Source organism: Spartinivicinus marinus (genome assembly GCF_026309355.1).
Taxonomy (GTDB): Bacteria; Pseudomonadota; Gammaproteobacteria; order Pseudomonadales; family Zooshikellaceae; genus Spartinivicinus; species Spartinivicinus marinus.
Window position 1 is genome coordinate 3,919,982 of sequence record NZ_JAPJZK010000001.1, and the last position, 14,245, is coordinate 3,934,226.

The 14,245-nt window shown below is 39.6% G+C and carries 15 protein-coding genes; 9 read left to right on the forward strand and 6 right to left on the reverse strand.

Annotated elements, in window-relative coordinates:
• The first annotated feature begins 104 nt into the window (after window positions 1-104).
• Window positions 105-536 carry a hypothetical protein gene (locus tag OQE68_RS17875; RefSeq protein WP_180571490.1) on the forward strand — a complete coding sequence of 144 codons (432 nt, stop codon included), beginning with the start codon at window positions 105-107 and terminating at the stop codon, window positions 534-536.
• A gap of 4 nt (window positions 537-540) precedes the next feature.
• The gene (gene tnpB, locus OQE68_RS17880) at window positions 541-894 is read left to right on the forward strand and encodes an IS66 family insertion sequence element accessory protein TnpB (protein WP_180571489.1); all 354 of its coding nucleotides are present in this window, start codon (window positions 541-543) and stop codon (window positions 892-894) included.
• A gap of 23 nt (window positions 895-917) precedes the next feature.
• Here tnpB and tnpC read toward each other — a convergent pair whose 3' ends face one another.
• A complete protein-coding gene (tnpC, locus tag OQE68_RS17885; RefSeq protein ID WP_266195626.1) occupies window positions 918-2,582 on the reverse strand; it encodes an IS66 family transposase in 1,665 nt (554 codons plus the stop codon).
• A 200-nt stretch (window positions 2,583-2,782) separates the two neighbouring features.
• Here tnpC and OQE68_RS17890 point away from each other — a divergent pair, with 200 nt between their 5' ends.
• Both OQE68_RS17890 and OQE68_RS17895 read left to right on the forward strand, forming a co-directional pair.
• Window positions 2,783-3,085, forward strand: coding sequence for a DUF3144 domain-containing protein (locus tag OQE68_RS17890; RefSeq protein WP_180572215.1), 303 nt, complete (start codon window positions 2,783-2,785; stop codon window positions 3,083-3,085).
• 384 nt (window positions 3,086-3,469) lie between these two features.
• Window positions 3,470-5,059 (forward strand): peptide chain release factor 3, encoded by a 1,590-nt coding sequence (locus OQE68_RS17895; RefSeq protein ID WP_180568272.1) that lies wholly within the window; start codon window positions 3,470-3,472, stop codon window positions 5,057-5,059.
• A 34-nt stretch (window positions 5,060-5,093) separates the two neighbouring features.
• Here the strand turns inward: OQE68_RS17895 and OQE68_RS17900 are convergent, their stop codons facing one another.
• From OQE68_RS17900 to ppk2, 4 genes are all read right to left on the reverse strand, one after another.
• Complete coding sequence (locus OQE68_RS17900) at window positions 5,094-5,558, reverse strand: copper chaperone PCu(A)C (RefSeq protein ID WP_180568271.1); 465 nt, start codon at window positions 5,556-5,558, stop codon at window positions 5,094-5,096.
• Window positions 5,555-6,166: an SCO family protein gene (locus OQE68_RS17905; RefSeq protein WP_180568270.1), complete on the reverse strand. Its 612-nt coding sequence runs from the start codon at window positions 6,164-6,166 to the stop codon at window positions 5,555-5,557. Before OQE68_RS17905 ends, OQE68_RS17900 begins: the two co-directional genes overlap by 4 nt.
• On the reverse strand, window positions 6,156-6,617 hold the full coding sequence (locus OQE68_RS17910) for a hypothetical protein (RefSeq protein ID WP_180568269.1): 462 nt from the start codon (window positions 6,615-6,617) through the stop codon (window positions 6,156-6,158). The genes OQE68_RS17905 and OQE68_RS17910 overlap by 11 nt, the downstream gene beginning before the upstream one ends.
• Before the next feature lie 202 nt (window positions 6,618-6,819).
• Entirely contained in the window at window positions 6,820-7,692 is an 873-nt protein-coding gene (gene ppk2, locus OQE68_RS17915) for a polyphosphate kinase 2 (protein WP_180568268.1), read from the reverse strand.
• A gap of 23 nt (window positions 7,693-7,715) precedes the next feature.
• Between ppk2 and OQE68_RS17920 the strand changes: the two genes are divergently transcribed.
• From OQE68_RS17920 to OQE68_RS17930, 3 genes are read left to right on the forward strand one after another with little or no spacing between them, the layout of a single operon-like run.
• The gene (locus tag OQE68_RS17920; RefSeq protein ID WP_180568267.1) at window positions 7,716-9,656 is read left to right on the forward strand and encodes a Na/Pi cotransporter family protein; all 1,941 of its coding nucleotides are present in this window, start codon (window positions 7,716-7,718) and stop codon (window positions 9,654-9,656) included.
• Window positions 9,657-9,674: 18 nt separating this feature from the next.
• A complete protein-coding gene (locus OQE68_RS17925; RefSeq protein ID WP_180568266.1) occupies window positions 9,675-9,932 on the forward strand; it encodes a hypothetical protein in 258 nt (85 codons plus the stop codon).
• Window positions 9,926-10,720: a TatD family hydrolase gene (locus OQE68_RS17930; protein WP_180568265.1), complete on the forward strand. Its 795-nt coding sequence runs from the start codon at window positions 9,926-9,928 to the stop codon at window positions 10,718-10,720. Before OQE68_RS17925 ends, OQE68_RS17930 begins: the two co-directional genes overlap by 7 nt.
• A gap of 60 nt (window positions 10,721-10,780) precedes the next feature.
• Here OQE68_RS17930 and OQE68_RS17935 read toward each other — a convergent pair whose 3' ends face one another.
• On the reverse strand, window positions 10,781-10,918 hold the full coding sequence (locus OQE68_RS17935; protein WP_163832441.1) for a hypothetical protein: 138 nt from the start codon (window positions 10,916-10,918) through the stop codon (window positions 10,781-10,783).
• Window positions 10,919-12,198: 1,280 nt separating this feature from the next.
• On the opposite strand from OQE68_RS17935, the gene lpxL reads away from it, so the two are divergent.
• Window positions 12,199-13,158, forward strand: a complete 960-nt coding sequence (gene lpxL, locus OQE68_RS17940; RefSeq protein WP_180568264.1) for an LpxL/LpxP family Kdo(2)-lipid IV(A) lauroyl/palmitoleoyl acyltransferase — start codon at window positions 12,199-12,201, stop codon at window positions 13,156-13,158.
• 251 nt (window positions 13,159-13,409) lie between these two features.
• The gene (locus OQE68_RS17945) at window positions 13,410-14,084 is read left to right on the forward strand and encodes a hypothetical protein (protein ID WP_180568263.1); all 675 of its coding nucleotides are present in this window, start codon (window positions 13,410-13,412) and stop codon (window positions 14,082-14,084) included.
• The last annotated feature ends 161 nt before the right edge of the window (window positions 14,085-14,245 follow it).

Genomic DNA, 14,245 nt, shown 5'->3' on the forward strand with positions numbered 1-14,245 from the left:
TAAAAGAAAAGATCATCGGTGTCCCCTTGGTAAGCATGCGTGACTCGTACAAACCTTCCCTGATAGCCTAACCTCAACAGTTATCAGCCTTGTTGAGGATAATAATGACCGAAGCAGCAACCCCCACCGAATCTCCATTAACTCTTGAGGCAGTGCAAGCCAAGTTTGAGGCCTGGCGACAGCGACCAGGTAAACGTCAACCATTTCCAAAGGCATATTGGCGTGATGTTATTGCACTTCAGGAGTACTATAAAATATCAAAAATATTATCCACTTTACGGATCAGCCATGCTCAATTAAGGGTGCAAGAGCAAAGATTAAATGGTAAAGCTAAGTCAACTGAAAGAGCAGTTCCACCAGCCAATGAGTTTATTAAAGTCGATTTTAGTGGTGAAACAGCAAAATCATCTGCAACAGAGTCATGTTTGCCAGAGACTTTATCCGTTGAGCTAACGCGGCCTGATGGCACTGTACTAAAGGTGAGTGCAATATCATCACAAGCCGTTGATGCATTAATTACACGGTTTATTGCTTAATATTATGCTGCAACTAACGCCTCAGCATCGGCTGCTATTGGCAGTAAAACCGGTAGACTTCCGAAAAGGAATCAACAGTCTTATAGCTCTTTGTAAATTGCAATTGAGTGAAGAAGCCGATTCGGGGACCATTTTTGTCTTTACCAATCGACGTAAAGAAGCGGTTAAATTATTAGTCTACGATGGTCAAGGGTTTTGGCTTTGCATGAAACGCTTCTCCCAGGGCAAATTAAAATGGTGGCCAAAGGCTGGTGACACTACTTATAAAATCAGTGCTAAAGAGCTACAAATCCTCTTATATCAAGGCGACCCGAGACGCGCTGCCATTATGGAAGATTGGAAATCAGTTGCCGCTTAATGGTTTTTAAATGAGTGTGAATATTATGCGGCGAGTGGAGTTTCCTCTACCAGTGCTTGTAATGTTTGTTGGTAATTCCAGGGCAACCAAGCAAATGGGTCTTGTTTTACTTGCGCTTGGTGTTGCTGTAATGCCGTTAAATAATCAATGGGGTTAATACCATTCTTTAAAGCAGTATGGATAACACTCATTAATTCACTACCCACTTTGGCACCATTGAGGGTTTTGTGGAATAAGCTGCTTTTCCGAATACGGATAGCCAGCTTCAAAGCACGCTCAACTGTATTGGTATCCAACGGTGCACCGACGTGGGTTAAAAACCGAGTCAATGTGTCCCAGCGTTTAAGCCAGTAGCGGTAGCTTTTCGCTAAGGGCGTTTTAGGCTCTTCTACCGCCAATTGCTGCTCCATCCACTGCTTCATTTCTTCCATCAATGGCTTGCTTCTTTCCTGATGGAAAGCCAGTCGGTCTTCAGGGGATAGTGTATGCTTTTTGCAGTGAGCTTCGTTAGCATAAACTTGCCCAACCGTATCCAAGACGAGTGTAGCCTGATCAGGATAATCGGCTTCAAGCTCAACAAATTTTCTGCGACCGTGTACAATACAGTGACAGACAATGGTTTCTAAGGCTTTATCAACATTATTCTGAGATAAGGCATCGCAAGCTTGAAACGGGATAGGTAAATCCTCCTCCCGCTTATTTAATACATCGGTTAGGTTTTGCCCCGCATTTTTGAGGCCGGAGAAAAATAAATAGATAGGATGACCTTGATGATCCGCTACCAGACCGGTAGTAAATGTGCCTTTTTTATCTGGCTTATCAGGATTCACCTCCTTACCCGTCATTACTGATTGCACTTTGACTGTCGTATCATCCTGAAAGAATAAAGGGCTTTGTGCCCCTAAAATGATGCAGGCATTAAAAACATAAGTCGCGACTTGGTGAACATCAACACACAACCCCCATTGAGTCGTATCAGGGATAGGAGCTCCCGTCTGTTGTTGCCACTGAGCAAGTCTATACAGGGGAAGGCCTATTTGGTATTTTAAAACAGCAACCATCGCCTTGGCTCGCTCATCATATTTCTCAGTGATATTGATACCAGCAGGCAACGGTGTTGTATAGAGCTCACCGCATAACCCACAACGTAACCGTTGTCGCTCATAGCGAATGGCATTGAATAGTTGCCCACCCTCAATTCGGACAAAGACACCAGGCTTCTTGATTTGATAGAGCCTACCGCCACATTGAGTAGGACAAGGATCACCTGCTGTATAGTCAGGATGACTCAGTTCAACGGTTTCAGCGGCGGTATAAGCACTGGCAGGTAATCGACCATGACCAGGGCATTTAGGTTTATCTGTCGTATTGGCACTTGACTTAGGCTGGCTGTTGTCAGCCTTATTGGTATCATTATCCTGACTGACGTTACTTTCAATAGATGGCTCATCAGATTCAGTGGGTGGCTTTTTACTGCGAGAACGTTTCTCTGACTGGATACCAAATGCTTTTTTAAGGTTGTTAATACTGATTTTGGAGAATGTCAGTTGTTCCTGAAGCCATAAACACAGCTCCAATACACCGATAACTAAAATCTTGTGTGCCTCTGTTAAATTTGACTGCTCAATGGCCAGGCGTAATTGTTCAAAGCCTTCGACGGTTAGTGTCTCAATTTTGGGTGATTTCATTACAACGATAAACGGCTGTCAACTAGATGTGAGCAGCGTACTAGAGCGGATAGGTGATTGAATAGACGATATTAATCGTATAATGTGTAAGTTATTTACTGTTATAGTCGTGAGCTTTAAAGGGGTAGAGGTTTCAGTCAAAATAAGGCCGCAACGGGTACATCATACTGATGTTTATTAAAAGCTAGTGAGCAAATTATATGAGCAACTACACTAAAGATCATGAATTCTTCAAGCGAGCAGACGAAATAATTAGTCTTGCTAACACTCAATGTGACAGTACAGCAAATGAAAGTGTAAGCTTATCTCTACTTTTCGCTGCAGCTAGATTTAATGCTTTTATTGTAGCCTCGTCAGTCAGGAACATTGAAGAATTAAAAGCGGAAAAACCAGAAGCAGTAAAATATTTTAAAGAGCAATATGAAAAAATGCTTGTTGAAAACATTGATGAATATATTAAAAACTACAGTAACAACATTGAAAAACAAAGAAGTCAATATTAGGAGGAGCTTACTTGAATAATTGCCTTAGTCTGCTCAGTTGAAGCCTAAAGTAGACCATATTCCCTTGGAAACCCTGCATCGATGCTTAAAATATTTCTACTATTGCATGGTTGCCGAGGGAACACGATCATCGATATGACTGTGAATGGAAGCGGAATAAGGGAAATGGGTTCAGGGAGGGAGTGAATGGCTGAGCAAGTAACACATGGTCTTAGTAGTGCAGGCTTTGAAGCTAACTTGAGGGCAACTGTTAAAGCAGCCTGATTGAGTGATTGGAACAAGCGGTCATATTGGTTAAAATTGCGCTCTTTTGTTACGCCTCTGTATTTAGGGGGTACTTTATTAATTGTGTACAAATTTGTGTACAAAATCGAAGAAAGAGCGATGTCAGATACTCAATTACCCCTTGAAATAAAGCGTAGAAGAACTTTTGCTATCATATCCCACCCTGATGCAGGTAAAACCACCATTACTGAGAAGTTGTTGTTGTTTGGAAATGCTATCCAGATGGCGGGTACGGTGAAAGGCAAGAAGGGCTCTAGAGCAGCGACTTCGGACTGGATGAGCATGGAGCAGCAGCGGGGGATTTCGATTACGACCTCGGTGATGCAATTCCCTTACAACGAACGGATGGTCAATCTGCTGGATACCCCGGGACACGAAGACTTCTCTGAGGATACTTACCGTACTCTGACGGCAGTTGACAGTTGTTTGATGGTGATTGATGGTGCCAAAGGGGTTGAGGATCGGACGATTAAATTGATGGAAGTATGTCGGCTAAGAGATACTCCAATTTTTACCTTTATCAACAAAATGGATCGCGAGGTAAGGGATCACATTGAGGTGCTGGATGAAATTGAAGACATTCTAAAAATCCAATGTGCGCCTATTACCTGGCCAGTGGGAATGGGTAAAAACTTTAAGGGTATTTATAACCTGTATACTGATACCATTCATTTATACACCCAAGGGCAGGGTCATACTATTCCTGATGATATTCAGGTGAAAGGGTTAGATTCTGCTGAAGCTCGTGAAAAGCTGGGGGAAGACTTAGTTGATGAGCTATTGGAAGAAATTGAGCTAGTGCGTGGTGCCAGTCATGAATTTGATGTAGAAGCTTTTTTAGCAGGCAAGATGACGCCAGTATTTTTCGGTACTGCTCTGGGTAACTTTGGCGTGCGGGAAATGTTGGATTATTTTGTGGATTGGGCACCAGCCCCGCAAAACAGAGATACCCAAGACCGTACCGTACCTGCAGATGAAAGTAAGTTCTCTGGGTTTGTATTTAAAATTCAAGCGAATATGGATCCTAAACACAGGGATAGAATTGCTTTTATGCGGGTGTGTTCTGGTAAATACACTAAAGGGATGAAAATGCGTCATGTGCGGATTGGTAAAGATATAAAAATTGCTGATGCAGTGACGTTTTTAGCAGGTGATCGCTCTCAAGTAGAAGAAGCTGTTTCGGGTGATATCATTGGTTTACATAATCATGGCACCATCCAAATAGGTGATACTTTTACTATGGGTGAAGAAATGCGCTTTACAGGCATTCCTCACTTTGCGCCAGAATTATTCAAGCGAGTGCGCTTAAAAGATCCGCTAAAACTAAAACAGCTACAAAAAGGCTTACAACAGTTGTCGGAAGAAGGGGCTACCCAGTTGTTTATGCCGGTAAATAACAACGACTTAATTTTGGGAGCAGTGGGTGTGCTTCAGTTTGATGTGGTTATGCACCGATTAAAGGAAGAATATAAAGTAGAATGTATTTATGAGCCTATTACCGTGCAGACTGCCCGTTGGGTCGACTGTACTGATGCTAAAAAACTAGAAGAGTTTAAGCGAAAGTGTGCGGATAATTTAGCCATAGATGGTGGTGGTTATTTAACTTATTTAGCACCAACACGGGTTAATTTATCATTGGCACAAGAACGTTATCCTGAAGTAGAGTTTAGAGCTACACGAGAACACTAAGAGAAAAGGCTCCAAAGGAGCCTTTTATTTTTTGTTAACTCCCTGCTTTAGCCGATTTAGGCATAATTGGTTGTACAGGGGCGGTTAACTCTCTTGTCATCCCCCCTTCAAACTTTAATGTCATTTTAACTTCTTCTCCTTGCTTTAACTGGCGTTTAACCCCCATCATCATGACATGATAGCTGCCTGGCTTTAATATAAGGCTGTTATTGGCTGCTATTTCAATATAAGGTTGGGGTTGCATTTTCAATACCCCATCAACATTAACAATGTTATGCAATTCTATTTTTTTAGCGATATCACTTTGCACTTCAAGCAGCTTTAACGGTTTGTCAGTGGTGTTTTTTAGTTGCATATAAGCTGCCGTATTTTTGCTGGCGGGTGGCATTTCTCTGACATACGAGTCGGAAATTTCTAGCTTATGATCATCACAAGCAAGAGTAGGTGTTGCAATAAATAAGCTGCTTAACAGTAAGGCTGAAGAAATAAGCATTTTCATATAAGTTCCTTTTGCTTGGTTTTCACAAGCATGGTTAGTGCTTGTTTTAAGTTTTCTATCGACGACTGATGAGGTAAGTATTGACTTAATTTTCCAGTTGGTGAAATAAAATAGAAATAAGCTGTGTGTTGAATAAAATCAAACTCACTATTAGGTTGTGGTTGGCGCTTGTAAACTACATGGTACGCTTGTGTAATCTGTTCAAGTGTTTGCTGATTGCTACTTAAGCCAATTAAGTTGGAATGAAAATAGCGTAGATACTCTGCTAGTCGGGCAGGGGTATCAACTGTTGGATCTAGAGTTATAAAAATAGGCTGTAACCGTTGTTGAGTGGTTTTGGGTAACTGTTTAAGTGCCTGAGTTAACGAGCTTAAACCAGTAGGGCAAACATCTGGGCAGTTGGTGTAACCAAAAAATAATACTACACCTTTTCCTTTAAAATCCGCCAGGCTAATAGGCCCCTGGTTAGATTGTAGGGTAAAATTAGGCGCTGGTTTACCAGGTGCTAACGAGTTATTTGATGTTGTAGCAGGTTCAGTTGGGCTGCAACCAGATAACATGATTAAAACCAGGCTGCTGAACAGTATGGCATAAGACTTATACTTCATTGTTAAGCTCAAATATTAATCGATAGTTACTTTGGGGGGTGACGACAGTCAGTTCTGCTAACCAAACCATTTTGTCACCTAAGGTACAATAGCTTAACCCGGTAGTGCCTGAATAGGTGCCAGGTTGAGAGGTGGAGAGCGTTAGGGGTAATAGCCCCATCTCCATATCGCGGCCTTTGAATTGGAGTGTAAGCTGTTGGATACTTGGGTTGTCACTACTGACCACTACACTAATTGGCTTGTCATAAGGTAAGTCATCAGGAGTGATGTGTAGTTTTAGATACCCTAGTGGCGACTGTTTACTGATGCAGTTATTTTGTAGTGGTGAGCAGCGGATATAGTCGGCAGCAGGGCTATTTGATGCCAACATAGTGGGTAGATAAAGCAGCAACATGATTAAGCAAGCAAAGAAAATGATGCTTATCATTGCTTTAGGTGGAGAAAGATTCATTATATACCCTTCTCGAATAAGTTTTAGGACTCATTATCATCACTAAACTTGCCGTAGTAAGTTAGCCCCCTAAAATTTACTCGCTTTGGCTTTTAGCTACAATATTGCGGGTTAACAGATAGGCTGCATATTATAAGAGCTTATAAGGGGCTGGTATAGTGATTCAGTTGCGGCATTTTGCCGCATAATCCGGCGTCACTAGTCAGTAAATGTCGGGGACAAAAGTCTGCTCATCATAAGGACGGCGTACATATAATTTTTCAGCTTCAGGCTTGGGAAGGGATATTTTTTCTTGAGGTATTTCTTGATAAGGGATCTGGCTAAGTAGGTGAGCAATGCAATTGAGCCTGGCACGTTTTTTATCGTCTGCATTTACTACATACCAAGGCGCTTGCTTGATATCGGTATACGCCAGCATTTTATCTTTGGCTTCAGAGTATTTGTGATAACGCCGGTGAGACTCTAAATCCATATTGCTCAGCTTCCAGCGCTTAAGTGGATTATTGATGCGTGCTTCAAAGCGCCGTTTTTGCTCTGACTCACTCACTGAAAACCAGTACTTAATTAGCGTAATGCCAGAGCGAACCAGCATACGTTCAAATTCGGGGCAAGAATGGCAAAACTCTAGATATTCTTCCTCGGTACAAAAACCCATCACTTTTTCTACACCTGCTCGGTTATACCAACTACGGTCGAACAACACAATTTCTCCGGCTGCAGGGAGGTGGGCGACATAGCGTTGAAAATACCACTGGGTTTTTTCCCTTTCAGTGGGAGCTGGTAAAGCGGCAACACGGCAAACCCGGTGACTTAAGCAGTCAGTGATGCGCTGAATGACACCGCCTTTTCCTGCAGCATCTCGTCCTTCAAATATAACAACAATCTTTAAGCCTTTATCCCTAACCCATTCCTGTAGGGTTACTAGCTCAATTTGTAAGTGATGAAGTGCTTTACGATAACGCTTTTTAATCTTCTTACGTGTTTTTTGATCAAGTGGAGTATGACTATCAATATTGCGATACAAATAGTGTTTACTGGCAGTGACATTAGTTTGTGATACGGAAGTGTTCCCCATTGTACTACCTTTAGTGTATTGGTATGAATGTTTGCAGCACTAGTGATATCCATTTATACCATAGTTTAGCAGTAGTATTCTTCAGAGAGTTTGGTCAAGTCAATGCTGAACCTTATGGTAAAATGATAAAAAAACTAGCCTTACCAGTAATTATTATTGTTCTAAGCTACAGCTTTTGGCTAAGTAAAGATATTCAATTGATTGCTGCAGGCTTAGCTATTTTTTTATATGGAATGATATCGCTTGAAAAAGGGTTTAATACTTTTACTGGCGGCTTAATTGAAAAAATACTGAATGTAGCGACTGATCGAACTTGGAAAAGCTTTAGTTTTGGTGTGCTAACGACCACCTTAATGCAGTCTAGCTCACTAGTATCTGTATTGACCATTTCTTTTTTAAGCGCGGGCTTATTAGGCTTGGGGCAAGGGATCGGCATTATTATAGGAGCCAACCTTGGTACAACGACTGGAGCCTGGTTGATAGCTGGGCTTGGTTTAAAAGTCAATATATCTACCTATGCAATGCCAATGTTGGTCTTTGGTCTGTTATTTTTGCTACAAACAAGCAGTTATCGAAAAGGTACTGGCTATATTTTGTTGGGTATAGGCTTTATTTTTCTAGGTATTCACTATATTAAGGAAGGGTTTGAAGCATTTAGGGGAGGATTTGAATTAACCCAGTATTCAGTTGGAGGGGTAAAGGGGTTAATCATTTTTACATTTGTTGGTGTTATTGCAACAGTAATAATGCAATCGAGTCATGCCACACTGCTACTTATTATTACGGCGCTTTCTTCAGCACAAGTTAATTATGAGAATGCTCTAGCAATCGCTATAGGAGCTAATATAGGGACTACAATAACAGCTATTTTAGGGGCAATGGGAGCTAATGTGCAGGGTAAGCGTCTGGCGTTGGCTCATGTTATTTTTAACTTACTTACTGGTATAGTGACATTGTTATTGATCAAGCAAGTCATGTATTGCACCGATTTGTTTGCTAATTGGTTAACAATCAGTAGTGATGACTATACGTTAAGGTTAGCGTTGTTCCATACTTTATTTAATTTATTAGGTGTATTATTACTATTACCCTTTGTAAGTGTTTTTGCAAAACAATTAGTTAAGTGGCTGCCTGAAAAGGCTTCTGTTGTTGTAGATTTAACTAGTAAATCAGAGCTCCCTGTTGTTAGAGCTTATTATTTGAATCCTGCCTCTGTTCGATATGCTGACAGTGCAATTAGTGCGCTACGAAAGGAGTCTCTAGGTTTGTTTAATAGTACTTTTGAAGTTATTTGTTATGCAATCCAGGTAACAAGCACCGATATTAAATCAAACCAAAACCTGGCCAAAATAATCAAAAGATCTCCAATTCGCTTGCAGCAATGGACTGTGGACCATGTTTATAAGCATTTTTTGAAAGGAATTTATTCAGATATTATTCGTTTTGTGGGTGATAGTCGTCGTTATATGACTACTGAGCAGGGTAATCAAGCGATAGCCTTAATGCTGGCTGCCAGGCACTTAATTGATGCTGTAAAAGATGTAAAACATCTGTCAAAAAATCTGATTATTTATGGGCAGTCAGCAAATAAAGCCGTTCGTGAAGAATATGATATGCTACGGTTTCGAGTAGCTGAAGTATTGCGTTTGATAAACCAAAACTTTGAGCTAGAAGCTAGTCGCATGTTTTTAAGTCAATCAGAAATGATTAAATTAGAAATAGAAAAGCAAGATATAGCATATAATGGTGTTTTAGAAGAGTTAATCCGTAACGAAGCGATTGATCCACTTATAGCGAGTTCGCTGCTGAATGATAATAGCTATGTATATGATATTTGTCGACATCTAGTGGAAGGGGCTGTTGTTGCAATGAGTCAGGGGGCCGAAGAGTTGATAATATTGAAGCAAGAAATTGAATTAGACCGTTCTGAGTTGCAAGAAATTTTAAAAGGATCATCGCTATGAGGTTGAGGTTATAGCAATATGAAACGTAAAGCTAAGCGATGGCTTGCTAAGGTAAAAGCGTTTTTAGCTAGCCCCCCTCATGAGCAGGCTGAACAGTATCACTCTATAAAAAAAGTGTTAAAAAAGCTAAAAGAACAACAGAAGCAGCTAAAAGCAAAACTGGTAGAGGAAACCAACCTTAAGCGTAGAGAAGCGCTAGAGGATGAGCTTGAAATTATTAAAAAACAGCGCCATAAAGCTATTGATGAACTGAAGTCATTGAAAGATAGATGTTGAACAACAAACTTGACACTTATTTTGATAGCCATTGCCATCTTGATTTTAACGAATTTGACCATAATCGGTCTCAGGTGCTGGCGAATTGCGAACGCCTGCGAGTAAGCTCTATATTTGTTCCTGGTATCAGTGAAAGCGGTTGGCAACGTCAATTAGCTATCATTGAGCAGCAAATGACTAACGTATCGCTACATTATGGCTTTGGCTTACATCCGTACTTTCTTAATGAGCACGACTCAAATGCGTTAGAGTGCTTAGAGACTATGCTGGCAACACATCAGCCTCTAGCGGTTGGTGAAATAGGCTTAGACTTTATGCTAGATGAAAATGGTTTTGATAAGCAGTATCGGCTATTACAGAAGCAGTTAGTTATCGCCAAAATAGCACAGTTACCCGTTGTGTTACATATACGAAAAGCCTATGACCAGGTGCTAAAGCTACTCAGGCAGGTAAAGTTGAAAGAAGGTGGTATTGTTCATGCGTTTGCAGGCAGTGAGCAGCAAGCAAAGCATTTTATTGAATTGGGCTTTAAGTTGGGGTTTGGGGGAGCTGTAACCTATACAAGAGCGAGCAAACTGAGAAAGCTAGTTACTTGCTTGTCTCTGGAGAATATTGTACTTGAAACTGATGCACCTGATATGCTGCCTAGCTTTGTAAAAACTGGCTGTAATTCACCTGAGAACATCCCTAAAATTGCTGAAATAATAGCAGGTTTAAGGGAAATAGACGTTGGGTCACTTACCAAACAGACTACTCAAAATACAAAACAAGCATTCAACATTAAGTAAAATAGCTTGGTTTTAATTATGCATATTGTGTCTGTTGACTCCCACAAGTTGGGAGCTAATTTACTTTCCTACTAAGTTTTTTTCTTCTTTTGCTAACTTGTAGGCTAAAAAATATGCATAGGGTAAAGACAGAATACCAAAAACGTTGTCTATTTCTGACTTCACATACCTGGCAGCGAGCTTAGGCTTGCTATTCATACGCTAACTCCTATTATCACACAGGCACTTAATAAAAAAACAAGTAAACGGCTTAATAATTTAGCCTAGTTTTAGTTGTTATATTGTAATATTTTAACTAGTTTGCTTGGTTGTGTTTCCTCTTTTGTTACCTAGTTGATATTCTAATTATATTGGTAATTATAGTATTTATGTTGTTAACAGCAAAACATAAGTGGTATTTTAATCGTGTTGAACTATTTGGTAGCTGGTTAAAGTGCTTATTGGCAATTAATTATTACAAAACTGCACAAAAGAAGAGCTTTTTAGTCTGAAAAGCTTTCAAAAATTGATAGGTTAAAGCAAATAATTTCAGGTTACTTACTACCAAGCAAAACTTTTTCTTCTTGGCGAATTTTATAAAGCAAGTACACTGCATAGGGTATTGAGAGAATACCCAACATGTTTTCTAGCTCAGATTTGATGCAGTTCATATGGTTTTCTCCACTTAGATCAAGCTTTGCTAGCTAGCTGATATCCCTCTAAGCTTAACGGCATTAACTAAACAGCTTCTACCTTATTTGACATAAGAGTAAACGATTAGTTTTTACTCACAAACCAATTAACGGTGTTTGTACCCTATGGTGTTTAGAAAATGAAGTGGTCACTGACTAGGATATAGCTGCAAAAGCGAGTGATTATCAAGTATTAGAATAAAACGGCTACTATTCTCAATACTAATGGTTATTATTTGCTTTCTGGTGATACTGTTTTCCATAGAAGGAGACTTGTAAAGCTTGTAGATAGGATTAACAACAAGCTCTACAGCCTAAACTAAGGCAGTGAAGCCTTTTCAGTTCATAGCTGTTCTAGTGATTACCGTTATTGCTGTAAGTTTTACAGTAATGAGTTGTCCTTTTAAGAGGGAAGGAAGCATACACAACCCCATATTAGGCATGAATCTCGTTTCTTCGGCTATTAGCAATGCTTTTCTTTTAAGCAGGAGAAAGCGATTCCTTAATAGTCTTAGTTATTATGAATAGTAAGTATAAACATTCGTGACAAGTCTTAGTGGACTCATACCACATTTAACTAAAATACTTTATCGGACTCAAGTGATTTTTGTACAGTTATAGGTTACTGGAAAATAAAGCAAGTTTATATTTAGTGATTTTGATATTTGGTGAATTAAAGGCGCTATTTTGAGTTGAATTATTTATTCTTTATAATAAATAGAATACTGTCGTTTAGGTTTGCTTTGTAAGGCATATAATTTTAGGATAAGTCAGCTGATAAACGATAAAATAACAAGAGAGCATACATTGAATAACTATAATCAACTTGAGCAAACTGTTCGTCAAAAAGCTTACTTGCATGACTATACTTTTAATTGGCAGTTAGCTCATCCAAAATATTGGGGTATTTGGCTATTAATGGGAGTATTGTGGATACTAGCGAAGTTCCCATTATCCTGGCTAAATAATATTGGCCGGCTGTTAGGGCGTTTATTATACAAAATAGGAGGGAGGCGTCTTAATATTGCTCGGAAAAATCTGGAGCTTTGTTTCCCCAGTCTAACTCAACAACAGCGAGAGTCGTTATTAAAGTGTCATCTTGAGGCAGTTGGGTTTGCCTTGATTGAGCCTGGTCTCGCTTGGTGGAGTAGTGAAGAAAAGATTAAGCACCTTTGTACTGTTGAAGGTGCCGAGGATATAAAACAGTTGCTTGATCAAGGACAAGGCGTCCTGTTATGCGGTTTGCATATGACCTCGGTGGAAATGGTTGCTAGAGCATTAGGTCTACAGGTGCCTTATAACCTACTGTATCGTGTTCATGATAACCCTGTTTATGAGTATGTAAGCGGTAAGTGTCGACAAAAATATCAAGCGAGATTTATTCCTAGAAAACAAGTAAAGGACCTGTTGTACTTCTTACAGAAAGGGGAATTGGGTGTTATTTTACCTGATAATGATATGGGGCTAAAACGTAGTATTTTTGTGCCTTTTTTTGGTGTGCCTGCAGCGACTATTACTAGCCCTACAGATTTTGCAAAACAAACAGGGGCTAAAGTAGCAATGATTTTTTATTCTAGGGACCAGCAAGGACGATATCATATTAAGTGCTCCTCCCCTCTAAATAGCTTTCCCTCTGAAGACGCTGTAGCAGATATGGCAAGAATTAATAGCTTAATTGAAGGATACATTAAACAGCACCCTGAGCAATATCTTTGGTTGCATCGTCGGTTTAAAAACAGGCCTGCAGGTGAGGCCAAAATTTACTAATAAGTGCTATTTGGGATATAGTGATATTCGATCAATATTCTTGATACTACTGGCTTTAAACAAGTATGAGATCTGATTTATACTCTTCGTCAATGAGATAAATACCTCCCTGGTATTTATCTGCGGTGAGCTATGCTGTTCCAATTTGATCTTGCCAAATTGGTTTGGCTTTGTTGCTGTCGCGGAACGCCAAGGATGGTGTGAGTGTGGTTAACTTTTGCATCTAGAAATGACTCATGATGGTATAGTTTATGAAAAGCATTTATTTAAAATACTTGGGGGTGTTGGCGCTGAATTCTCTGTTAATAGCTTGTGCTGGTATTCCTATGTTGCTGAAAACAGATCAGTATTGCAAGGCTGAGGTATGTAATGATATAGCAGTGACTAGATCTTATCCCAAACTGGAGTTTTCGGAACAAACAGAAGTAGTTAAAACACCAGTTTTTAAATTGCAAGTACCAATTAATGGTACAATTCATAAGTCAACCCTAACTAAAAAACAAATAGTTTATCCAAACCATACTGGATTGTTGGTTGAACAGGTAGAAGAAAAAGACTTTATGCTTGATATTCCAAAAGCTTTTTCAAAAAGTCGATTTAAAGTAAGTGATTATCCAGCCATTATGTTTTTGAATAGATTGCAACAACCTGAGCCTGCAGACTATTATGATAGATATATTTGGCGCTTGGCATTAGCCAATAAGGGAAATTATTTTAACTCAGGCCGCTTTTATATAAGTAAAATGAACGATTTTAATTTATATCATGCAGAGGTGCAAGTTGGGCCGATTACTGATATGGTGTTTATAACAGTAAAAGATGCACCTGATGTATTATTAAAAATTTATAATTATGGTTTAGATAAAGAAGTATTTAATAAAGTATTAGCAAGTGTTGTATCTATTCCAGTGAGGGGCGGTTTTTAAGGGGAGTATTTTTAGCTAATTTAGTATTTTAGGCAGGAGAATAAGAACATAGAAGGGGGGGCATATAAAACAAAGTCGTCAGCCATCTCATTAGTATTGCAGCATACAGTTCGCTGCGGGGTACAATGATGACTATAGAGATGGCTGTATTGTTCGGCCTA